Genomic DNA, 22,488 nt, shown 5'->3' on the forward strand with positions numbered 1-22,488 from the left:
AGCGGGCCAGTCCACCGCGCTCCCAGGTAGCTCAACCGCCATATCCCGACTGCTGTAGACGCGTTCCAGGCCGTTTTGCGGGGCCCTATAGGGTGAGAGGACATCGTTTCCGATGTTCGCGAAGATGGTTCGCCACGGGCCGCCGCAGCCCGTTTCCGCCGATGTTCGAACAAGCCGTTTTCCTGGCAAAGCAGAGGGAAAGCGCTTGACAGGCGGGGGCGATTACACCATAATCGCAAGTTCTCTGCGGAGAGGTGCCCGAGTGGCTAAAGGGGGCAGACTGTAAATCTGTTGGCTTACGCCTACGTTGGTTCGAATCCAACCCTCTCCACCAGAATGCAATGCAGCAGCAGTCCGGCAATGTCGGTGAAGTGAAGTAACCCGGGCGGGTGTAGCTCAATGGTAGAGCAGAAGCCTTCCAAGCTTACGACGAGGGTTCGATTCCCTTCACCCGCTCCAGCAGGATTGCTGCAACGCAGTCATCAAGTTTCGCCCATGTGGCTCAGTGGTAGAGCACTCCCTTGGTAAGGGAGAGGTCGGCAGTTCGATCCTGCCCATGGGCACCAAATACCGCACTGGCAATATCGCTACCGAGACAGGAGTCGCGAAATGGCAAAGGAAAAGTTCGAGCGGACCAAGCCGCACGTGAACGTTGGTACGATTGGTCACGTTGACCACGGCAAGACGACGCTGACGGCGGCGATTGCGACGGTGCTGGCTTCGAAGTTCGGCGGTGCCGCGAAGAAGTACGACGAAATCGATGCGGCGCCGGAAGAGAAGGCACGCGGTATTACCATCAACACCGCGCACGTCGAGTACGAGACGGCCAACCGCCACTACGCGCACGTTGACTGCCCGGGCCACGCCGACTACGTCAAGAACATGATCACCGGCGCTGCGCAGATGGACGGCGCGATCCTGGTGTGCTCGGCCGCTGACGGCCCGATGCCGCAGACGCGCGAGCACATCCTGCTGGCCCGTCAGGTCGGCGTGCCGTACATCATCGTGTTCCTGAACAAGTGCGACATGGTGGACGACGCCGAGCTGCTCGAGCTGGTGGAAATGGAAGTGCGCGAGCTGCTGTCGAAGTACGAGTTCCCCGGCGACGACACCCCGATCATCAAGGGTTCGGCCAAGCTGGCGCTCGAAGGCGACAAGGGTGACCTGGGCGAAGAGGCGATCATGCGCCTGGCCGAGGCACTGGACACCTACATCCCGACGCCGGAGCGCGCCGTGGACGGCACGTTCCTGATGCCGGTCGAAGACGTGTTCTCGATCTCGGGCCGCGGTACCGTGGTGACCGGCCGTATCGAGCGTGGCGTGATCAAGGTCGGCGAGGAAATCGAAATCGTCGGCATCCGCCCGACGGTCAAGACCACCTGCACCGGCGTGGAAATGTTCCGCAAGCTGCTGGACCAGGGCCAGGCTGGCGACAACGTCGGTCTGCTGCTGCGCGGCACCAAGCGTGAAGACGTCGAGCGCGGCCAGGTGCTGTGCAAGCCGGGTTCGATCAAGCCGCACACGCACTTCACCGGCGAGGTGTACATCCTGTCGAAGGACGAAGGTGGCCGTCACACCCCGTTCTTCAACAACTACCGTCCGCAGTTCTATTTCCGTACGACCGACGTGACCGGCTCGATCGAGCTGCCGAAGGACAAGGAAATGGTCATGCCGGGCGACAACGTGTCGATCACCGTCAAGCTGATCGCCCCGATCGCGATGGAAGAAGGCCTGCGCTTCGCCATCCGTGAAGGCGGCCGCACCGTCGGCGCCGGCGTCGTCGCCAAGATCCTGGACTAAGCAGTCACGACAGCAAACGCGGCACCAACCGGCCGCGTTTGCCGCCAGTGGGGTTGGCTCCAGCCGACCCCAAAGTTGTTTTAGGGGTATAGCTCAACTGGCAGAGCGTCGGTCTCCAAAACCGAAGGTTGGGGGTTCGATTCCCTCTGCCCCTGCCAATTCAATCAGCCGCGTCGGGCGGATCCACAGAGGATCCATCGTGACGCGGCTTAGTCTCGTTTGCGAAACATGGCCAATCCCAACGTCGAAACCGTCAACACCTCCAGTGGCAAGTGGCTGCTGGGCGTGGCCGTGCTGCTCGTGGTGGCCGGCGTGATCGGTTTCTACGCGCTGGCGCAGCAGCCTGCCTACGTGCGCGGCGCCGCGCTGTTCGCGGGCCTCGTGCTCGGCGTGATCGTCGCGCTGGTGTCCGCGCCGGGCAAGGAATTCGTGGGGTTCGCCAGGGAATCGTACCGGGAAGTCCGCAAGGTGGTGTGGCCGACCCGCAAGGAAGCCGGACAGATGACGGGCCTGGTGTTCGTCTTCGTCGTCGTGATGGCGCTGTTCTTGTGGTCTGCCGACAAACTGATCGAGTGGGTGATCTTCTCCCTCGTGCTGGGCTGGAAATAAGGGAAAGGACATGACGGACGACGCAAAGCAGGAATCCACTCCTACGCAGCCGCCTTCGAAGAAGCGCTGGTACGTGGTCCACGCTTACTCCGGCATGGAGAAGAGCGTGCAGCGCGCCTTGCAGGAACGCATCGAGCGCGCGGAGATGCAGGACAAGTTCGGACGCATCCTGGTGCCGTCCGAGGAAGTGATCGAAATGAAGGGCGGTCAGCGTTCGGTGACCGAGCGGCGCTTCTTCCCGGGCTATGTGCTCGTGGAAATGGAGATGACCGACGAGACGTGGCATCTGGTGAAGAACACCAGCAAGGTGACCGGCTTCGTCGGCGGCGCGCGTAACCGCCCGAGTCCGATTTCCCAGAAGGAAGTCGACAAGATCATGACGCAGATGCAGGAAGGCGTCGAAAAGCCGCGGCCCAAGACGCTGTTCGAGGTGGGCGAAATGGTGCGCGTCAAGGACGGCCCGTTCACCGACTTCAACGGCAACGTGGAAGAGGTCAATTACGAGAAGTCGCGCCTGCGCGTCTCGGTGACCATCTTCGGTCGCGCCACCCCGGTCGAGCTCGAGTTCGGCCAGGTCGAGAAGGTCTGATCGTCACAGGATTCGCAGGGTCGCGCCGCCTTCGGCAGTCCGACCAGCGACGCCCCGCAAGGGGCACAAGAGGAGCGTGAGGCCAGGTCCGCCACCGGCGGCCGGCGACAGCGCGTTACGACTCAACAGGATCGACTGCCTGACGTGCAGCGGTCCGGATTGGAGTAAAGATGGCCAAGAAGATTATTGGCTTTATCAAGCTGCAGATCCCGGCTGGTAAAGCGAACCCCTCCCCGCCCGTGGGCCCGGCACTGGGTCAGCGTGGCCTGAACATCATGGAGTTCTGCAAGGCGTTCAACGCGCAGACCCAGGGTATGGAACCCGGCCTGCCGGTGCCGGTGGTGATTACCGCCTACGCCGACAAGAGCTTCACCTTCGTGATGAAGTCGCCGCCGGCCACCGTGCTGATCAAGAAGGCTGCCGGCATCACCAAGGGTTCGGCCAAGCCGCACACCGACAAGGTTGGCAAGATCACCCGCGCCCAGGCTGAAGACATCGCCAAGGCCAAGAACGCCGACCTGACCGCCGCCGATCTGGACGCGGCAGTGCGCACCATCGCGGGCTCGGCCCGTTCGATGGGTATCACCGTGGAGGGTCTGTAAATGGCTAAGGTTTCGAAGCGCGTAGCGGCCAACAAGGCCAAGATCGAGCGCACCAAGTTCTACCCGATCGACGAGGCGCTGGGCCTGGTCAAGGAATGCGCGTCGGCCAAGTTCGACGAGTCGATCGACGTCGCCGTGCAGCTGGGCATCGACGCCAAGAAGTCGGACCAAGTGGTCCGTGGCTCGGTGGTGCTGCCCGCCGGTACCGGCAAGTCGGTCCGCGTGGCGGTGTTCGCCCAGGGCGAGAAGGCTGAAGCGGCCAAGGCCGCCGGCGCCGACGTGGTCGGCATGGAAGACCTGGCCGAGCAGGTCAAGGCCGGCAACCTGAACTTCGACGTCGTGATCGCTTCGCCGGACACGATGCGTATCGTCGGTACGCTGGGCCAGATCCTCGGCCCGCGCGGCCTGATGCCGAACCCGAAGGTCGGTACCGTGACCCCCGACGTGGCCCAGGCCGTGAAGAACGCCAAGGCCGGTCAGGTCCAGTTCCGTGTCGACAAGGCCGGTATCATCCACGCGACCATCGGCCGCCGTTCGTTCGAGGACGCCGCGCTGAAGACCAACCTGTCGGCGCTGATCGACGCGCTGGTCAAGGCCAAGCCGGCCACCAGCAAGGGCGTCTACCTGCGCAAGATCGCGGTCTCCTCGACCATGGGCGTGGGCGTTCGCGTCGATCAGGCTTCGCTGGCCGCCTAAGCGGCTGGCCATACGCGGTCAATTGGCCGACCGGACCCGATAACACCGGTCGGCAAAGCATTCGAGGTTTCGGCACTGCGCCGGGACCGGCCCGCCAGGGCGGGCCAGAGAAAGGCTTTGGGCAGTGGTGCCGGCGCCAGCCGCCGGTCCCGCTGGTTATCAAAGACCGCTGGCGGTCATGTTCGCGCTTCGGTGCGGCATGGCCTTAATTGGTGGGACCGTACACGGCAACAAGGTGACGGCACCCTGCCCGCCAGCGTAGATGGCGAACCCGAAGGTTGGAATGGTCCGGGGCGAGATCCCCGGGTGATTCGGGCCAATCGGACGCCGTTCGTTTGGACTGATGCAAGGTCCTCCGTCGCCGGAGCACCGCGCATCGTTTTGGAGCTTAACCGTGCCACTCAATATTGAAGATAAGAAGGCCGTCGTTGCTGAGGTGTCGGCGCAAGTCGCCAAAGCCCAGACCATCGTCGTGGCCGAATATCGCGGCATCACGGTTGGCGATCTGACCAAGCTGCGTGCCACCGCCCGCGAGCAAGGCGTCTACCTGCGCGTTCTGAAGAACACGCTGGCTCGCCGCGCCGTGGAAGGTACGCCGTTTGCCGCGCTCGCGGAGCAATTGACCGGTCCGCTGATCTACGGGATTTCCGAAGATGCAGTGGCCTCGGCCAAGGTTCTGAACGACTTCGCCAAGACCAACGACAAGCTGGTCCTGCGCGCCGGGTCGTTCGACGGCAAGGTGCTCGACGTCAACGCCGTCAAGGCGCTGGCCTCGATCCCGAGCCGCGACCAACTGATTGCTCAGCTGCTTGGCGTCATGCAAGCGCCGGTGTCGGGCTTTGCCCGCCTGCTGGCCGCGCTGGCCGAGAAGAAGAGCGAAGGTGCCCCCGCCGAGGAAGGCGCCGCGGCCTAAGGCCAGGCTCGTCCCGATCGCAATACCGATACCGAATCAAATCTAGGAGTATTTCCAAATGGCAATCACCAAAGACGACATCCTCGAAGCCGTTGGCGCGATGTCCGTGATGGAACTGAACGACCTGGTCAAGGCGTTCGAAGAGAAGTTTGGCGTGTCCGCCGCCGCTATGGCCGTGGCTGCCGCTCCGGGCGCTGCTGGCGCTGGCGCTGCCGCCGAAGAGAAGACCGAGTTCAACGTCGTGCTGGCTGAAGTCGGCGCGAACAAGGTTGGCGTGATCAAGGCCGTTCGCGAAATCACCGGCCTGGGCCTGAAGGAAGCCAAGGACCTGGTCGATGGCGCACCGAAGCCCGTCAAGGAAGGCGTGGACAAGGCTGCTGCCGACGAGGCCAAGAAGAAGCTGGAAGACGCCGGCGCGAAGGTCGAAATCAAGTAAGCAGTTTTCGCGTGCCCTCCGGCACGCGGGTGGGGCTGGCAAAGGGGAAATCCCGGCGCCAGCCTTTTTGCGCTTCTGTGATGTGTGTTTTATTGGACACTCATTCGCGCGAGAAGTGATGCATTGCCTACTCGGCGTCGGGGTGAACCTCCGGGCCGCAGCAGAGGCCAAACATCAGTGGCACACTAAGCGGTTGCTGCTGATGTTTGTCTTCTGAACCGACTGCAGAAGACAAGTTTGGTCGGGTGTTCCCCGGACCGGCGCGCGTGGATGATGGCGCCGGTTCGCAGCGTGCGGACACCGTCAGCCAGAGGTTGGTAGCGGCCAACCGCCAAATCCCCTCCCAGTCGCTGAACACCTCAGGCGCCGGTCAGGTCCAGCCAGCCCTGCGATGATTCGGAGATCCCATGGCGTACAGCTTCACCGAAAAGAAGCGCATTCGCAAAAGCTTTGCGAAGCGCGCGACGGTTCACCAGGTTCCATTCCTGCTAGCCACCCAGATCGAATCGTACACCCAGTTCTTGCAAGCGGATACGCCACCCGCGCGTCGCAAGAGCGAAGGCCTGCAAGCGGCCTTCAACGCAATTTTCCCCATCGTCTCCCATAACGGGCTCGCCCGTATGGAGTTCGTGTCGTATCACCTGTCCAACCCGCCGTTCGACGTCAAGGAATGTCAGCAGCGTGGCCTGACCTTCCATTCGGCCCTGCGCGCCAAGGTTCGCCTGATCATCAACGATCGCGAGAATCCGGGCAAGGTCAAGGAGGTCAAGGAGCAGGAAGTCTACATGGGCGAGATTCCGCTCATGACCTCGACCGGCTCGTTCGTGATCAACGGCACCGAGCGCGTGATCGTCTCGCAGCTGCACCGTTCGCCGGGCGTGTTCTTCGAGCACGACAAGGGCAAGACGCACAGCTCGGGCAAGCTGCTGTTCTCGGCACGGATCATTCCGTACCGCGGCTCGTGGCTGGACTTCGAGTTCGACCCGAAGGACATCCTGTACTTCCGCGTCGACCGCCGCCGCAAGATGCCGGTGACGATCCTGCTGAAGTCGATCGGCCTGACGCCGGAACAGATCCTCGCGCACTTCTTCGTGTTCGACAACTTCACGCTGCAGGCCGAAGGCGCGCAGCTGGAGTTCGTGCCCGAGCGCCTGCGCGGCGAAGTCGCGCGCTTCGACATCGCCGACAAGAACGGCCGTGTCGTGGTCGAGAAGGACAAGCGGATCAACGCCAAGCACATCCGTGACCTGGAGTCCGCCGGCACCAAGCTGATCAGCGTGCCGGAAGACTATCTGCTGGGCCGCGTGCTGGCCAAGAACATCATCGACCCGGATACCGGCGAGGTGATCGCCAACGCCAACGACGAGCTGACCGAAACGCTGCTCGAGTCGCTGCGCGAAGCCGGCGTCAAGCAGATCCAGACGCTGTACACCAACGATCTGGACCAGGGTCCGTACATCTCGCAGACCCTGCGCACCGACGACACCGCCGACCAGACCGCGGCCCGTATCGCGATCTACCGGATGATGCGCCCGGGCGAGCCGCCCACCGAGGACGCCGTCGAAGCCCTGTTCCAGCGCCTGTTCTACAGCGAGGAGTCGTACGACCTGTCGCGCGTGGGCCGCATGAAGGTCAACAGCCGCCTCGGCCGCCCGAGCGGCGAGGGCAGCATGGTGCTGCAGGACGAGGACATCCTCGAGACCATCAAGATCCTGGTCAACCTGCGCAACGGCAAGGGCGAAGTCGACGACATCGACCACCTGGGCAACCGCCGCGTGCGTTGCGTCGGCGAACTGGCCGAGAACCAGTTCCGCGCCGGCCTGTCGCGCGTGGAGCGCGCCGTCAAGGAACGTCTGGGCCAGGCCGAGACCGAGAACCTGATGCCGCACGACCTGATCAACTCGAAGCCGATCTCGTCGGCGATCCGCGAGTTCTTCGGTTCGTCGCAGCTGTCGCAGTTCATGGACCAGACCAACCCGCTGTCCGAGATCACGCACAAGCGCCGCGTGTCCGCTCTGGGCCCGGGCGGTCTGACGCGCGAGCGCGCGGGCTTCGAAGTCCGCGACGTGCACCCGACCCACTATGGCCGCGTGTGCCCGATCGAAACGCCGGAAGGTCCGAACATCGGTCTGATCAACTCGCTGGCGCTGTACGCCCGCCTGAACGAATACGGCTTCCTGGAAACGCCGTACCGCAAGGTCGAGAACGGCAAGCTGACCGACCAGGTCGACTACCTGTCGGCGATCGAGGAAGGCAAGTACGTGGTGGCGCAGGCCAACGCGACGGTCGACGCCGAAGGCAACCTGACCGACGAACTGGTGTCGGCGCGCGAAGGCAGCGAGCGCGAGACCCGCATGGTCACGCCGGACCGCGTGCAGTACATCGACGTGGCGCCGTCGCAGATCGTGTCGGCGGCAGCCTCGCTGGTGCCGTTCCTCGAGCACGATGACGCGAACCGTGCACTGATGGGCGCGAACATGCAGCGTCAGGCCGTGCCTTGCCTGCGTCCGGACAAGCCGCTGGTCGGCACCGGCATCGAGCGCACCGTTGCGGTCGACTCGGGCACCGCCGTGCAGGCGACCCGTGGCGGCGTGGTCGACTATGTCGACGCGAACCGTATCGTGATCCGCGTCAACGACGACGAAGCCGTGGCCGGCGAAGTCGGCGTGGACATCTACAACCTGATCAAGTACACGCGTTCGAACCAGAACACGAACATCAACCAGCGTCCGATGGTCAAGGTAGGCGACCATGTGGCCCGCGGCGACGTGATCGCCGATGGCGCCTCGACCGACCTGGGCGAGCTCGCGCTCGGCCAGAACATGCTGGTCGCGTTCATGCCCTGGAACGGCTACAACTTCGAAGACTCGATCCTGATCTCGGAACGCGTCGTTGCCGAAGACCGCTACACCTCGATCCACATCGAGGAGCTGTCGGTCGTCGCCCGCGACACCAAGCTCGGACCCGAGGAAATCACGCGCGACATCTCGAACCTGGCCGAAGCGCAACTGGCCCGTCTGGACGAGTCCGGCATCACCTACATCGGTGCCGAGGTCGAGGCCGGCGACGTGCTGGTCGGCAAGGTCACGCCCAAGGGCGAGACCCAGCTGACGCCGGAAGAGAAGCTGCTGCGCGCGATCTTCGGCGAGAAGGCGTCCGACGTGAAGGACACCTCGCTGCGCGTGCCCTCGGGCATGAGCGGCATCGTGATCGACGTGCAGGTCTTCACCCGTGAAGGCGTGACCCGCGACAAGCGCGCGCAGTCGATCATCGACGACGAACTCAAGCGCTACCGCCTGGACCTGAACGACCAGCTGCGTATCGTCGAGGGCGATGCCTTCCAGCGTCTGGAACGCCTGCTGATCGACAAGACCGTCAACGGCGGTCCGAAGAAGCTGGCCAAGGGCGCGAAGCTGACCAAGGAGTACCTGGACGATCTGGACAAGTACCACTGGTTCGACATCCGTCCGGCCGACGAGGAAGTCGCGGCCCAGCTCGAGGCGGTCAAGGAAGCCATCGAGCAGAAGCGCCACGAGTTCGACCTGGCCTTCGAGGAAAAGCGCAAGAAGCTGACCCAGGGCGACGAGCTGCCCCCGGGCGTGATCAAGATGGTCAAGGTCTACCTGGCCGTCAAGCGCCGCCTGCAGCCTGGCGACAAGATGGCCGGCCGTCACGGCAACAAGGGCGTGGTGTCGAAGATCGTGCCGATCGAGGACATGCCCTACATGGCGGACGGTACCCCGGCCGACATCGTGCTGAACCCGCTCGGCGTGCCGTCGCGGATGAACGTGGGTCAGATTCTCGAGACCCACCTGGGCTGGGCCTCGCGTGGCCTGGGCCAGCGTATCGGCGCGATGCTGAAGGCGCAGGCCAAGGCGCAGGAAATCCGTGCGCTGCTCGCTCAGATCTACAACGAGAGCGGCAAGCCGGAAGACCTCGACAGCCTGAGCGACGCCGAGATCCTGGAGCTCGCGGAGAACCTGAAGAAGGGCGTGCCGTTCGCGACCCCGGTGTTCGACGGTGCGCACGAGCAGGAGATCCGCCGCATGCTGGATCTGGCCTACCCGGACGACGTGGCCAAGGAGATGGGCCTGACGGCGTCGAAGCAGCAGGTCACGCTGTACGACGGCCGCACCGGCGAGGCGTTCGAGCGTCCGGTCACGCTGGGTGTGATGCACATGCTGAAGCTGCACCACCTGGTCGACGACAAGATGCACGCCCGTTCGACCGGTCCGTACTCGCTCGTCACCCAGCAGCCGCTGGGCGGCAAGGCGCAGTTCGGCGGCCAGCGTTTCGGCGAGATGGAAGTGTGGGCGCTGGAAGCGTACGGCGCCTCCTACGTGCTGCAGGAAATGCTGACGGTCAAGTCCGACGACGTGAACGGCCGTACCAAGGTGTACGAGAACATCGTCAAGGGCGAGCACTCGATCGATGCCGGCATGCCGGAGTCGTTCAACGTGCTGGTGAAGGAAATCCGCTCGCTGGGTATCGATATCGACCTGGATCGCTATTGATCGACAGATCGGAACGGAGGCGGCAGTCACGCCGTCTCCGGCGGATTTCCCACAGGATGAATGCCGGCGGCCCGTTACCTCGGGCCGGCGGCGAAACAAGGAGTTGCAATGAAAGCATTGCTCGATCTCTTTAAGCAGGTTCAGCAGGAAGAGCAGTTCGACGCGATCAAGATCGGGCTGGCCTCGCCCGAGAAGATCCGTTCGTGGTCGTACGGCGAAGTCAAGAAGCCGGAGACCATCAACTACCGGACGTTCAAGCCCGAGCGCGACGGTCTGTTCTGCGCCAAGATCTTCGGTCCGATCAAGGACTACGAGTGCCTGTGCGGCAAGTACAAGCGCCTGAAGCACCGTGGCGTGATCTGCGAGAAGTGCGGCGTCGAAGTGACGCTGGCGAAGGTGCGCCGCGAGCGCATGGGCCATATCGAACTGGCCGCGCCGACCGCGCACATCTGGTTCCTGAAGTCGCTGCCGTCGCGTCTGGGCATGGTGCTCGACATGACGCTGCGCGACATCGAGCGCGTGCTGTATTTCGAAGCGTTCGTGGTGCTCGAGCCCGGCATGACTCCGCTCAAGAAGAGCCAGATCATGTCCGAGGACGACTACATCGCGAAGTGCGAGGAGTACGGCGAGGGCGAATTCGTGGCGATGATGGGTGCCGAGGGCATCCGTGAACTGCTGCGCGGCATCGACATCGAGAAGCAGATCGAACAGATCCGCGCCGAGCTGCAGGCCACCGGTTCCGAAGCCAAGATCAAGAAGTACGCCAAGCGCCTGAAGGTGCTCGAGGCCTTCCAGCGTTCGGGCATCAAGCCCGAGTGGATGATCCTCGAAGTGCTGCCGGTGCTGCCGCCCGAGCTGCGTCCGCTGGTGCCGCTGGACGGCGGCCGCTTCGCGACCTCGGACCTGAACGACCTGTATCGCCGCGTGATCAACCGCAACAACCGGTTGAAGCGCCTGCTCGAGCTGAAGGCCCCTGAAATCATCGTGCGCAACGAAAAGCGCATGCTGCAGGAAGCGGTCGACTCGCTGCTGGACAACGGCCGTCGCGGCAAGGCGATGACCGGCGCCAACAAGCGTCCGCTGAAGTCGCTGGCCGAGATGATCAAGGGCAAGGGCGGTCGTTTCCGTCAGAACCTGCTGGGCAAGCGCGTCGACTACTCGGGCCGTTCGGTCATCGTGGTCGGCCCGACGCTGAAGCTGCACCAGTGCGGCCTGCCCAAGCTGATGGCGCTGGAGCTGTTCAAGCCCTTCATCTTCCACAAGCTGGAAACGATGGGCATCGCCACCACCATCAAGGCGGCCAAGAAGGAAGTCGAAAGCCAGACCCCGGTCGTGTGGGACATCCTCGAAGAGGTGATCCGCGAGCACCCGGTGATGCTGAACCGCGCGCCGACGCTGCACCGCCTGGGCATCCAGGCCTTCGAACCGGTGCTGATCGAAGGCAAGGCGATCCAGCTGCATCCGCTCGTCTGCGCGGCGTTCAACGCCGACTTCGACGGTGACCAGATGGCCGTCCACGTGCCGCTGTCGCTGGAAGCGCAGATGGAAGCCCGCACGCTGATGCTGGCCTCCAACAACGTGCTGTTCCCGGCCAACGGCGATCCGTCGATCGTGCCGTCGCAGGACGTGGTGCTGGGCCTGTACTACACCACCCGCGACAAGATCAACGGCAAGGGCGAGGGCATGACCTTCGCCGACGTCAGCGAAGTGATCCGCGCCTACGAGAACAAGGAAGTCGAACTGGCTTCGCGCGTGAACGTGCGCATCACCGAGTATGAGCTGGTCGACAAGGACGCCGAGGGCGACGCGCGCTTCGCGCCGAAGATCACGCTGCAGGCCACCACGGTCGGCCGCGCGATCCTGTCCGAGATCCTGCCGAAGGGCCTGCCTTTCTCGGTGCTGAACAAGCCGCTGAAGAAGAAGGAAATCTCGCGCCTGATCAACACCGCGTTCCGCAAGTGCGGCCTGCGCGAGACGGTGATCTTCGCCGACAAGCTGCTGCAGTCGGGCTTCCGCCTGGCCACGCGCGCCGGTATCTCGATCGCGATCGACGACATGCTGGTGCCGCCGCAGAAGGAAAAGATCATCGCCGACGCCGCGGCCAAGGTGAAGGAATACGACAAGCAGTACATGTCGGGTCTGGTGACGGACCAGGAGCGCTACAACAACGTCGTGGACATCTGGGGCGCCGCCGGCGACCAGGTCGGCAAGGCGATGATGGAGCAGCTGCAGCACGAGGACGTGGTCGACCGCAACGGCAACACCGTCAAGCAGGAGTCGTTCAACTCCATCTACATGATGGCCGACTCGGGCGCACGGGGTTCCGCGGCGCAGATCCGTCAGCTGGCCGGCATGCGTGGCCTGATGGCCAAGCCGGACGGCTCGATCATCGAGACGCCGATTACCGCGAACTTCCGCGAAGGCCTGAACGTTCTGCAGTACTTCATCTCGACCCACGGTGCACGTAAGGGCCTGGCCGATACCGCGCTGAAGACCGCGAACTCGGGTTACCTGACCCGTCGTCTGGTCGACGTGACGCAGGATCTGGTGGTGGTCGAGGAGGATTGCGGCACCACCAACGGCGTCGCGATGAAGGCGCTGGTGGAAGGCGGTGAAGTCATCGAAGCGCTGCGCGACCGTATCCTGGGCCGCGTGACGGTGTCGGACGTGGTCAACCCCGAGACGCAGGAAACCGCGATCGAGGCCGGCACGCTGCTGGACGAAGACCTGGTCGACCTGATCGACCAGATCGGCGTGGACGAGGTCAAGGTCCGCACCCCGCTGTCGTGCGACACGCGCTATGGCCTGTGCGCCAAGTGCTATGGCCGCGATCTGGGCCGCGGCACGCTGGTCAACACCGGCGAAGCGGTCGGCGTGATCGCCGCGCAGTCGATCGGCGAGCCGGGCACGCAGCTGACGATGCGGACGTTCCACATCGGCGGTGCGGCATCGCGTGCGGCGGTCGCCTCGAGCGTCGAAGCGAAGGCCACCGGTACGGTGCGCTTCACCGCGACGATGCGCTACGTGACCAACGCCAAGGGCGAACTGATTGTGATCTCGCGTTCGGGCGAGGCGCTGATCACCGACGACCACGGCCGCGAGCGCGAGCGCCACAAGATCCCGTACGGCGCCACGCTGCTGGTGCAGGACGGTCAGGCGATCAAGGCGGGCACGCAACTGGCGACCTGGGACGCGCTGACGCGCCCGATCGTGTCGGAGTACTCGGGCACGATCAAGTTCGAGAACGTCGAAGAAGGCGTGACCGTCGCCAAGCAGATGGACGAGGTCACCGGTCTGTCGACGCTGGTCGTGATCGACGCCAAGCGCCGTACGGCTGCCACCAAGGGCCTGCGCCCGCAGGTGAAGCTGCTCGACGCCAACGGCCAGGAAGTCAAGATTCCGGGCACGGACCACTCCGTGACCATCGGCTTCCAGGTCGGCGCGCTGATCACCGTCAAGGACGGCCAGCAGGTGCACGTCGGTGAAGTGCTGGCGCGTATCCCGACCGAGTCGCAGAAGACCCGTGACATTACCGGTGGTCTGCCGCGCGTGGCCGAGCTGTTCGAAGCGCGTTCGCCGAAGGACGCCGCCGTGCTGGCGGAAGTCACCGGTACCGTGTCGTTCGGCAAGGACACCAAGGGCAAGCAGCGTCTGGTCATTACCGACCTCGACGGCAATGCGCACGAGTTCCTGATCGCCAAGGAAAAGCAGGTGCTGGTCCACGACGGTCAGGTGGTGAACAAGGGCGAGATGATCGTCGAGGGTCCGGCGGATCCGCACGACATCCTGCGCCTGAAGGGCATCGAGGAGCTGGCGCACTACATCGTCGACGAGGTGCAGGACGTCTATCGTCTGCAGGGCGTGAAGATCAACGACAAGCACATCGAAGTGATCGTGCGTCAGATGCTGCGCCGTGTGCAGATCGTCGATGTCGGCGACACCAAGTTCATCCCGGGTGAGCAGGTGGAGCGCTCGGAGCTGCTGGACGAGAACGACCGCGTGATCGCGGAAGGCAAGCGTCCGGCGACCTACGAGAACCTGCTGCTCGGTATCACCAAGGCGTCGCTGTCGACCGACAGCTTCATCTCGGCGGCATCGTTCCAGGAAACGACGCGCGTGCTGACCGAGGCCGCGATCATGGGCAAGACCGACGACCTGCGTGGTCTGAAGGAAAACGTGATCGTGGGTCGCCTGATCCCGGCCGGTACGGGCCTGGCCTACCACCGCGCCCGCAAGGCGCGCGAGGCGGCCGAGCGCGAACGCGCGCAGGCGATCTCCGAAGAAGAGCAGTCGCTCTTCATGGAGCCGTCGGAGGTGCATGCCACCACCGAGAACGGCGGCGATACGCCGGCGGTCTGAGGCCGATGCGGTAACGCTGCGGTAAAGAGGCTGTAGCGAGGCCGCTGTAGTACGGTCGCTGTAGTATGGCCGCTGCAGTACGGCCGCAGCAGCAAGCCAGTAGTGAAAAGCCCGGTGCGAGAAATCGCACCGGGCTTTTTTTTGACCGCCTGGGGTTGGAGTCAACGCCAGGACCAAACGCGCGATGCCGCTTACACGTAGGCGCGCGCCGCTACGGTGATCGCCGCCGACTGCGCCGGGACCGCATCGCCGGCGGCGAAGCCAACCGGCTTCTCCAGCGTCTCCATGATCAGGTCGGCCAGCACGCCGAACTCGCGCGAGCCCAGCTTCTGGCCATATTGCTTCAGGAAGGCATCGATCGGCACGCCCGCGTTGCGCAGCGACTTGATCTCCGAATCGCTCAGCGTCGCGGTTTCGTAGTTGCCGCTCTGCTGCGACAGCTTGGCCAGTTCATCGGCCTTTTCGCGGTAGAACTTCGCGGCGGCGAACAGGTCCAGGTCGCCGCCGGCGCGGACGGCAGCCGCCTCGGCGGCGCCGACGAGGTTCGACTCCTGCGCCGCGGTCGCGAGCGGCTGGACCGGGTGTTGGGAATGGGAGATGGGCGAGACAAGCATGGGAAAGCTCCAGGAAACTCCAAAAGGCCGCGTCCAAAAGACCGCGTCCAAAACACTGCGATGGTTCTGATCGTCGTCATCGTTGCTTGAACAACGATTGGACGAGGCAGATCTTCGTCGTCGCAACGGGGCGCTGTCTTACGGTTTCCGGAGCCGCCTTGGGATTCTCGAATACATCACCGTCCGCCACGCAAGTACCAGACGAAAATCGAAAATCCGCGACGTTGGGGTGTGATACGGCGAAGACCTGATTCCGGCGGCCGTATCCGCGTGGCAGCCGACGCGCGCGGCAGGGGCGCGGCAGGGGCGCGGCAGGAGCACGGCAGGAGCACGGCAGGAGCACGGCAGGAGCACGGCAGGGGCGCAGCAGTGGCGCAGCAGGGCGCGGCGAGGCGGGATGCCACGCCGGCGCGGCGATGGCCGACGATGGCGGGCGCCGTCACGATTCGAAGCGATCGGAAGCCGGTGCGGTGGTATGGTTACGCCTTTCCGATCCGTTGCCCCGTTTCCGCAGTTGCTATGTCCCTTGCCCTGGCGATTCTGAAGGATGTTTTCGGCTATCACGCCTTCCGCGGCCGCCAGGCGGAAATCATCGAGCACGTGGCCGAGGGCGGCGATTGCCTGGTGCTGATGCCGACCGGCGGCGGCAAGTCGCTGTGCTACCAGATTCCGGCGCTGCTGCGCCAGCGCGCCGGCCATGGCGTCGGCATCGTCGTGTCGCCGCTGATCGCGCTGATGCAGGACCAGGTCGCCGCGCTGACCGAAGCCGGCGTGCGGGCCGCGGTGCTGAACTCCACGCTGACCGGCACGGAGGCCTCGGCGGTCGAGCGCGACCTGCTGGCCGGGCGCCTCGAGATCCTGTACGTCGCGCCGGAGCGGCTGATGACGCCGCGCTTCCAGGACCTGCTCGACCGCACCCGCGTGGGCCTGTTCGCGATCGACGAGGCGCACTGCGTGTCGCAGTGGGGCCACGACTTCCGGCCGGAATACATCCAGCTGTCGGTGCTGCACGAGCGCTTCCCGCAGGTGCCGCGCATCGCGCTGACCGCGACGGCGGATGACGTGACGCGGCAGGAGATCGTCGAGCGCCTGGCGCTGGACGATGCGCGCGTCTTCCTGTCGAGCTTCGATCGTCCCAATATCCGCTATCGCATCGTCGAGAAGGACAACGCCCGCCAGCAGCTGCTGGCCTTCATCAAGGCCGAGCACATGGCCGCGGACGGCACGCACGACAGCGGCATCGTCTACTGCCTGTCGCGCCGCAAGGTCGAGGAGACCGCCGACTGGCTGCGCGGCCACGGCATCAATGCGCTGCCGTACCACGCCGGCATGGACGCGGCCGTGCGGCAGCAGCACCAGGCGCGCTTCCGCGACGAGGAAGGGCTGGTGATGGTGGCCACGATCGCCTTCGGCATGGGCATCGACAAGCCGGACGTCCGCTTCGTCGCCCACCTCGACCTGCCCAAGAGCATGGAGGGCTATTACCAGGAGACCGGCCGGGCCGGGCGCGACGGCTTGCCGGCCAATGCCTGGATGGCCTATGGCCTCGGCGACGTGGTGCAGCAGAAGCGGATGATCGACGAATCGGAGGCCGACGAAGCGCACAAGCGCGTGTCGTCGGCCAAGCTCGACGCCTTGCTGGGCCTGTGCGAGACCGCCGGCTGCCGGCGCGTGCGCATCCTCGCGTATTTCGGCGAGGCGAGCGAGCCCTGCGGCAACTGCGATACCTGCCTGGAGCCGCCGGCCACGTGGGACGGCACGCGCGAGGCGCAGATGGCGCTGTCCTGCGTCTACCGCACCGCCCAGGCCAGCCGCGTGCACTTCGGCGCGACGCATCTGATCGACGTGCTGCGCGGCAACGCCACCGAGAAGATCCGCCAGTGGGGCCACGACAAGGTGTCGACCTTCGGCATCGGCGCGGACCGGTCGGTGTCCGAGTGGCATGCCATCTTCCGCCAGCTGATCGCGCACGGCCTGCTGGTGATCGACCATGGCGGCCACGGGGCCCTGCTGCTGGGCGAATCGGCGCGCGCGGTGCTCAAGGGCGAGACCAGCATCACGCTGCGCCGCCAGGTCAGCAAGCCGGCCCGGGGCGAGCGTGGCAGCGCCGGGCGCGGCAACCGCGTCGACCATACCGCGCAGATGGACGAACAGGCGCTGGCCAACTGGGAGGCGCTGCGGCGCTGGCGCGCCGAAACCGCGCGGGAGCACGGCGTGCCGGCCTATGTGATCTTCCACGATGCGACGCTGGCCCAGTTGGCGCGCAGCGCGCCCGACAGCATGGCGGAACTGGCGGAGGTGCCGGGTATCGGCGCGGCCAAGCTGGAACGCTATGGCGACGAGCTGCTGGAAGTGCTGCAGAAGGCATGAACTGCGGCCCGGCCGCAGGCGGGTTGCCGGATCCCGGAGGTCCTACACGACACCGGCGGGGGCGGCCGTCTCATAAAGCGATTTGCTCCAGGTAAACCGCTTGACCGCTGATCGGTGCGCTGCTAGCATGCCGGATTCGAGTTTTTGGCTTCGGATTTCGCTCGCGCGTCGTTTGGTGGCACCCAGTGTCCGGCGATCGCCCCGGCAGACAGGTCATCGCCGACCTGGCCGGCCCAGCGGGATCCCAGGCGAGCTCGCGCTCTTTGGCAAGTCTGGTTGTTCACACAGTCCCGTCCCAGAGCGTTCTGCTCACCTGCTCCCGCCCAAAACCCGTCCTACCGTTTCGTCGATCGTCGTCGCGCTTGCTGGCGTGCCGCCGGTTCGTCGCCGAAGCGGTGTTTTTTTGTAAAACCAAGCTGGATTGAACAATGCCAACTATCAACCAACTGGTTCGCAAGCCGCGCGTCTCTGAAGTCATCAAGAGCAAGAGCCCGGCGCTTGAGAACTGCCCCCAACGCCGTGGCGTGTGCACCCGCGTGTACACCACCACGCCGAAGAAGCCGAACTCGGCACTGCGTAAGGTCGCCAAGGTGCGCCTGACCAACGGTTTCGAGGTCATCTCGTATATCGGCGGTGAAGGCCACAACCTGCAGGAACACTCGGTCGTGCTGATCCGCGGTGGTCGTGTCAAGGACTTGCCGGGTGTGCGTTACCACATCGTGCGCGGCTCGCTCGACCTGCAAGGCGTCAAGGACCGCAAGCAAGCGCGTTCGAAGTACGGCGCGAAGCGTCCGAAGGCTGCCTGAGCCTGCAACACAAGCGATGGTGGCTGGCGCCCAGCGTCATGTTGCTGTCAACAAGCGGCGGTACAACGGCCAGTTTGCTGCGCCGTGCCGTCGAGTAAGTGGTCCACCCGGCGAATTTGCCGCGCCCCTGGCGCAGGAAGGCAAGCTAGTTGGTGGCCAGAGCGCGGAAGAACCCGCACTCAACTGAATCCAAAGGAAAGAAGATGCCACGTCGTCGTGAAGTCCCCAAGCGGGAAATTCTGCCTGATCCGAAGTTCGGTAACGTCGAAGTTGCCAAGTTCATGAACGTGCTGATGCTGGACGGCAAGAAGTCGGTTGCCGAGCGCATCGTTTATGGCGCGTTCGACCAGATCGAAAAGAAGGCAGGCAAGGCCCCCATCGAAGTGTTCTCCGTTGCGATCAACAACGTGAAGCCGGTGGTGGAAGTGAAGAGCCGCCGCGTCGGTGGCGCCAACTATCAGGTTCCGGTCGAAGTCCGTCCGTCGCGTCGTTTGGCATTGGCGATGCGTTGGCTGCGTGAGGCCGCGAAGAAGCGTAGCGAGAAGTCGATGGCGCTGCGCCTGGCTGGCGAACTGCTTGAGGCAGCGGAAGGTCGTGGCGGCGCGATGAAGAAGCGCGACGAAGTGCACCGCATGGCCGAAGCCAACAAGGCGTTCTCGCACTTCCGCTTCTAAAGCGCGCGGGATTCGCAGTTGGTTGCCGGGCGGGCTGTGTTTTTACACATCTCGCCCGTTTGTGTTAGGGGCGTAGGCCAAGAGATGCCGGCGCCTCACTGACGAATTAGAGGATTAAAGTGGCTCGTAAGACTCCCATCGAGCGTTACCGCAATATCGGTATCTCGGCTCACATTGACGCGGGTAAAACCACCACCACCGAGCGCATCCTGTTCTACACCGGTGTGAACCACAAGATCGGTGAAGTGCACGATGGCGCCGCCACGATGGACTGGATGGAGCAGGAGCAGGAGCGTGGTATTACCATCACCTCCGCTGCCACCACCGCCTTCTGGAAGGGCATGGCCGGCAACTACCCCGAGCACCGCTTCAACATCATCGACACCCCGGGCCACGTGGACTTCACCATCGAGGTGGAGCGTTCCATGCGCGTGCTGGACGGCGCCTGCATGGTGTACTGCGCCGTGGGCGGCGTGCAGCCGCAGTCGGAAACCGTCTGGCGTCAGGCCAACAAGTACGGCGTGCCGCGTCTGGCCTTCGTCAACAAGATGGACCGTACCGGTGCCAACTTCTTCAAGGTCTACGAGCAGCTGAAGACCCGCCTGAAGGCCAACCCGGTGCCCGTGGTGGTGCCGATCGGCGCTGAAGACGGCTTCCAGGGCGTGATCGACCTGCTGGAAATGAAGGCGATCATCTGGGACGAAGCCAGCCAGGGCGTGAAGTTCGAATACAAGGACATCCCGGCCGAGCTGCAGGCGACCGCTGACGAATGGCGCGAGAAGATGGTCGAGTCCGCCGCCGAAGCCAGCGAAGAGCTGATGGAAAAGTACCTGGGCGGCGAAGAGCTGACCCGCGCCGAGATCGTCAAGGCGCTGCGTGACCGTACCATCGCCTGCGAAATCCAGCCGATGCTGTGCGGCACCGCGTTCAAGAACAAGGGCGTGCAGCGCATGCTCGACGCCGTGATCGACTTCCTGCCGTCGCCGGTCGATATTCCGCCGGTCAAGGGCGTGGACGAAAGCGACGACGAGAAGAAGCTCGAGCGCAAGGCCGACGACAACGAGAAGTTCTCGGCGCTGGCGTTCAAGATCATGACCGACCCGTTCGTCGGCCAGCTGATCTTCTTCCGCGTCTACTCGGGCAAGATCAATTCGGGCGACACCGTGTACAACCCGGTGAAGCAGAAGAAGGAGCGTCTGGGCCGTATTCTGCAGATGCACGCCAACCAGCGCGAAGAAATCAAGGAAGTGCTGGCCGGCGACATCGCCGCCGCGGTGGGCCTGAAGGATGCCACCACGGGCGACACGCTGTGCGATCCGTCGGCACCGATCGTGCTCGAGCGCATGGTGTTCCCGGAGCCGGTGATCTCGCAGGCGGTCGAGCCGAAGACCAAGGCCGACCAGGAAAAGATGGGCATCGCCCTGAACCGCCTGGCCGCCGAAGACCCGTCGTTCCGCGTGCGTACCGATGAAGAATCGGGCCAGACCATCATTTCGGGCATGGGCGAGCTCCACCTCGAAATTCTGGTCGACCGCATGAAGCGCGAATTCGGCGTGGAAGCCAACATCGGCGCGCCGCAGGTGGCCTACCGCGAAACCATCCGCAAGAAGGCCGAGGACGTCGAAGGCAAGTTCGTCAAGCAGTCGGGCGGCCGCGGCCAGTACGGCCACGCCGTGATCACGCTGGAACCGCAGGAGCCGGGCAAGGGCTTCGAGTTCGTCGACGCCATCAAGGGCGGTGTGATTCCTCGCGAATACATCCCGGCGGTCGAGAAGGGTATCAGCGACACGCTGCAGGCCGGTGTCCTGGCGGGCTTCCCGGTGGTGGACGTGAAGGTCACGCTGACGTTCGGTTCGTACCACGACGTGGACTCGAACGAAAACGCGTTCCGCATGGCCGGCTCGATGGCTTTCAAGGAAGCCATGCGCAAGGCCAGCCCGGTTCTGCTCGAGCCGATGATGGCCGTGGAAGTGGAAACGCCGGAAGACTACACCGGTACCGTGATGGGCGACCTGTCGTCCCGCCGCGGCATCGTGCAGGGCATGGACGACATGGTTGGCGGCGGCAAGATCATCAAGGCCGAAGTCCCGCTGTCGGAAATGTTCGGTTATTCGACCGCGCTGCGCTCGGCCACGCAAGGCCGCGCCACCTACACCATGGAATTCAAGCACTACGCCGAGGCACCGAAGAACATCGCCGAAGCAGTGATGGCGGCCAAGGGCAAGTAAACAGGCTGTATGCCGCTGCGCCCGCCAGGGCGTGGCGGCGTGATGAATCCACAAGACTGCATTCCATTAGGAGCTGAAGAAAATGGCAAAGGAAAAGTTCGAGCGGACCAAGCCGCACGTGAACGTTGGTACGATTGGTCACGTTGACCACGGCAAGACGACGCTGACGGCGGCGATTGCGACGGTGCTGGCTTCGAAGTTCGGCGGTGCCGCGAAGAAGTACGACGAAATCGATGCGGCGCCGGAAGAGAAGGCACGCGGTATTACCATCAACACCGCGCACGTCGAGTACGAGACGGCCAACCGCCACTACGCGCACGTTGACTGCCCGGGCCACGCCGACTACGTCAAGAACATGATCACCGGCGCTGCGCAGATGGACGGCGCGATCCTGGTGTGCTCGGCCGCTGACGGCCCGATGCCGCAGACGCGCGAGCACATCCTGCTGGCCCGTCAGGTCGGCGTGCCGTACATCATCGTGTTCCTGAACAAGTGCGACATGGTGGACGACGCCGAGCTGCTCGAGCTGGTGGAAATGGAAGTGCGCGAGCTGCTGTCGAAGTACGAGTTCCCCGGCGACGACACCCCGATCATCAAGGGTTCGGCCAAGCTGGCGCTCGAAGGCGACAAGGGTGACCTGGGCGAAGAGGCGATCATGCGCCTGGCCGAGGCACTGGACACCTACATCCCGACGCCGGAGCGCGCCGTGGACGGCACGTTCCTGATGCCGGTCGAAGACGTGTTCTCGATCTCGGGCCGCGGTACCGTGGTGACCGGCCGTATCGAGCGTGGCGTGATCAAGGTCGGCGAGGAAATCGAAATCGTCGGCATCCGCCCGACGGTCAAGACCACCTGCACCGGCGTGGAAATGTTCCGCAAGCTGCTGGACCAGGGCCAGGCTGGCGACAACGTCGGTCTGCTGCTGCGCGGCACCAAGCGTGAAGACGTCGAGCGCGGCCAGGTGCTGTGCAAGCCGGGTTCGATCAAGCCGCACACGCACTTCACCGGCGAGGTGTACATCCTGTCGAAGGACGAAGGTGGCCGTCACACCCCGTTCTTCAACAACTACCGTCCGCAGTTCTATTTCCGTACGACCGACGTGACCGGCTCGATCGAGCTGCCGAAGGACAAGGAAATGGTCATGCCGGGCGACAACGTGTCGATCACCGTCAAGCTGATCGCCCCGATCGCGATGGAAGAAGGCCTGCGCTTCGCCATCCGTGAAGGCGGCCGCACCGTCGGCGCCGGCGTCGTCGCCAAGATCCTGGACTAAACCAG

The 22,488-nt window shown here is 64.2% G+C and carries 15 protein-coding genes and 4 tRNA genes; 18 read left to right on the plus strand and 1 reads right to left on the minus strand.

Annotation, left to right across the window (positions count from 1 at the left end; all coding sequences use genetic code 11):
• Positions 1-248 precede the first annotated feature (248 nt).
• The 13 genes from AC6EI8_RS07315 (at position 249) to rpoC (ending at position 14,518) form a co-directional block, all read left to right on the plus strand.
• Positions 249-334: transfer RNA gene (locus AC6EI8_RS07315), tRNA-Tyr, on the plus strand.
• Positions 335-385: 51 nt separating this feature from the next.
• A tRNA-Gly gene (locus AC6EI8_RS07320) sits at positions 386-459 on the plus strand.
• Between the two features lie 32 nt (positions 460-491).
• Positions 492-566, plus strand: a tRNA-Thr gene (locus AC6EI8_RS07325).
• A 43-nt stretch (positions 567-609) separates the two neighbouring features.
• Positions 610-1,800, plus strand: coding sequence for an elongation factor Tu (gene tuf, locus AC6EI8_RS07330; RefSeq protein WP_053822680.1), 1,191 nt, complete (start codon positions 610-612; stop codon positions 1,798-1,800).
• An 82-nt stretch (positions 1,801-1,882) separates the two neighbouring features.
• A tRNA-Trp gene (locus tag AC6EI8_RS07335) sits at positions 1,883-1,958 on the plus strand.
• Positions 1,959-2,028: 70 nt separating this feature from the next.
• Positions 2,029-2,409 carry a preprotein translocase subunit SecE gene (secE, locus tag AC6EI8_RS07340; protein WP_149319755.1) on the plus strand — a complete coding sequence of 127 codons (381 nt, stop codon included), beginning with the start codon at positions 2,029-2,031 and terminating at the stop codon, positions 2,407-2,409.
• A 10-nt stretch (positions 2,410-2,419) separates the two neighbouring features.
• Entirely contained in the window at positions 2,420-2,998 is a 579-nt protein-coding gene (gene nusG, locus AC6EI8_RS07345) for a transcription termination/antitermination protein NusG (RefSeq protein WP_006576494.1), read from the plus strand.
• Positions 2,999-3,168: 170 nt separating this feature from the next.
• Positions 3,169-3,600, plus strand: coding sequence for a 50S ribosomal protein L11 (gene rplK, locus AC6EI8_RS07350; RefSeq protein ID WP_053822688.1), 432 nt, complete (start codon positions 3,169-3,171; stop codon positions 3,598-3,600).
• Positions 3,601-4,296, plus strand: coding sequence for a 50S ribosomal protein L1 (gene rplA, locus AC6EI8_RS07355; protein WP_149319754.1), 696 nt, complete (start codon positions 3,601-3,603; stop codon positions 4,294-4,296).
• Positions 4,297-4,690: 394 nt separating this feature from the next.
• Positions 4,691-5,209, plus strand: a complete 519-nt coding sequence (rplJ, locus tag AC6EI8_RS07360) for a 50S ribosomal protein L10 (protein WP_023264956.1) — start codon at positions 4,691-4,693, stop codon at positions 5,207-5,209.
• A 58-nt stretch (positions 5,210-5,267) separates the two neighbouring features.
• Positions 5,268-5,645, plus strand: a complete 378-nt coding sequence (gene rplL, locus AC6EI8_RS07365) for a 50S ribosomal protein L7/L12 (RefSeq protein ID WP_149319753.1) — start codon at positions 5,268-5,270, stop codon at positions 5,643-5,645.
• A 407-nt stretch (positions 5,646-6,052) separates the two neighbouring features.
• Positions 6,053-10,159, plus strand: a complete 4,107-nt coding sequence (gene rpoB, locus AC6EI8_RS07370; protein WP_498381621.1) for a DNA-directed RNA polymerase subunit beta — start codon at positions 6,053-6,055, stop codon at positions 10,157-10,159.
• A 108-nt stretch (positions 10,160-10,267) separates the two neighbouring features.
• Positions 10,268-14,518 (plus strand): DNA-directed RNA polymerase subunit beta', encoded by a 4,251-nt coding sequence (rpoC, locus tag AC6EI8_RS07375; protein WP_149319751.1) that lies wholly within the window; start codon positions 10,268-10,270, stop codon positions 14,516-14,518.
• Positions 14,519-14,709: 191 nt separating this feature from the next.
• Here rpoC and AC6EI8_RS07380 read toward each other — a convergent pair whose 3' ends face one another.
• A complete protein-coding gene (locus tag AC6EI8_RS07380; RefSeq protein ID WP_498381622.1) occupies positions 14,710-15,132 on the minus strand; it encodes a hypothetical protein in 423 nt (140 codons plus the stop codon).
• 519 nt (positions 15,133-15,651) lie between these two features.
• Here AC6EI8_RS07380 and recQ point away from each other — a divergent pair.
• The 5 genes from recQ to tuf (AC6EI8_RS07405) all read left to right on the plus strand — a co-directional run bounded on the left by recQ (position 15,652) and on the right by tuf (AC6EI8_RS07405) (position 22,483).
• The gene (recQ, locus tag AC6EI8_RS07385; RefSeq protein ID WP_226109638.1) at positions 15,652-17,502 is read left to right on the plus strand and encodes a DNA helicase RecQ; all 1,851 of its coding nucleotides are present in this window, start codon (positions 15,652-15,654) and stop codon (positions 17,500-17,502) included.
• Between the two features lie 428 nt (positions 17,503-17,930).
• Positions 17,931-18,308 (plus strand): 30S ribosomal protein S12, encoded by a 378-nt coding sequence (gene rpsL, locus AC6EI8_RS07390; RefSeq protein WP_006576501.1) that lies wholly within the window; start codon positions 17,931-17,933, stop codon positions 18,306-18,308.
• A 203-nt stretch (positions 18,309-18,511) separates the two neighbouring features.
• Positions 18,512-18,982 carry a 30S ribosomal protein S7 gene (gene rpsG / locus AC6EI8_RS07395; protein ID WP_006576502.1) on the plus strand — a complete coding sequence of 157 codons (471 nt, stop codon included), beginning with the start codon at positions 18,512-18,514 and terminating at the stop codon, positions 18,980-18,982.
• A gap of 119 nt (positions 18,983-19,101) precedes the next feature.
• On the plus strand, positions 19,102-21,210 hold the full coding sequence (fusA, locus tag AC6EI8_RS07400) for an elongation factor G (protein ID WP_149319748.1): 2,109 nt from the start codon (positions 19,102-19,104) through the stop codon (positions 21,208-21,210).
• 82 nt (positions 21,211-21,292) lie between these two features.
• On the plus strand, positions 21,293-22,483 hold the full coding sequence (tuf, locus tag AC6EI8_RS07405) for an elongation factor Tu (protein ID WP_053822680.1): 1,191 nt from the start codon (positions 21,293-21,295) through the stop codon (positions 22,481-22,483).
• Positions 22,484-22,488: the final 5 nt, after the last annotated feature.

The organism is Cupriavidus sp. R6-3 (genome assembly GCF_059772245.1).

What these genes read in the sequence shown, in the direction of transcription:
- tuf (WP_053822680.1), top strand. Translation starts at nt 610, where the DNA reads ATGGCAAAGGAAAAGTTCGAGCGGACCAAGCCGCACGTGAACGTTGGT.
- secE (WP_149319755.1), top strand. Translation starts at nt 2,029, where the DNA reads ATGGCCAATCCCAACGTCGAAACCGTCAACACCTCCAGTGGCAAGTGG.
- nusG (WP_006576494.1), top strand. Translation starts at nt 2,420, where the DNA reads ATGACGGACGACGCAAAGCAGGAATCCACTCCTACGCAGCCGCCTTCG.
- rplK (WP_053822688.1), top strand. Translation starts at nt 3,169, where the DNA reads ATGGCCAAGAAGATTATTGGCTTTATCAAGCTGCAGATCCCGGCTGGT.
- rplA (WP_149319754.1), top strand. Translation starts at nt 3,601, where the DNA reads ATGGCTAAGGTTTCGAAGCGCGTAGCGGCCAACAAGGCCAAGATCGAG.
- rplL (WP_149319753.1), top strand. Translation starts at nt 5,268, where the DNA reads ATGGCAATCACCAAAGACGACATCCTCGAAGCCGTTGGCGCGATGTCC.
- rpoB (WP_498381621.1), top strand. Translation starts at nt 6,053, where the DNA reads ATGGCGTACAGCTTCACCGAAAAGAAGCGCATTCGCAAAAGCTTTGCG.
- rpoC (WP_149319751.1), top strand. Translation starts at nt 10,268, where the DNA reads ATGAAAGCATTGCTCGATCTCTTTAAGCAGGTTCAGCAGGAAGAGCAG.
- AC6EI8_RS07380 (WP_498381622.1), bottom strand. Translation starts at nt 15,132, where the DNA reads ATGCTTGTCTCGCCCATCTCCCATTCCCAACACCCGGTCCAGCCGCTC.
- recQ (WP_226109638.1), top strand. Translation starts at nt 15,652, where the DNA reads ATGTCCCTTGCCCTGGCGATTCTGAAGGATGTTTTCGGCTATCACGCC.
- rpsL (WP_006576501.1), top strand. Translation starts at nt 17,931, where the DNA reads ATGCCAACTATCAACCAACTGGTTCGCAAGCCGCGCGTCTCTGAAGTC.
- rpsG (WP_006576502.1), top strand. Translation starts at nt 18,512, where the DNA reads ATGCCACGTCGTCGTGAAGTCCCCAAGCGGGAAATTCTGCCTGATCCG.
- tuf (WP_053822680.1), top strand. Translation starts at nt 21,293, where the DNA reads ATGGCAAAGGAAAAGTTCGAGCGGACCAAGCCGCACGTGAACGTTGGT.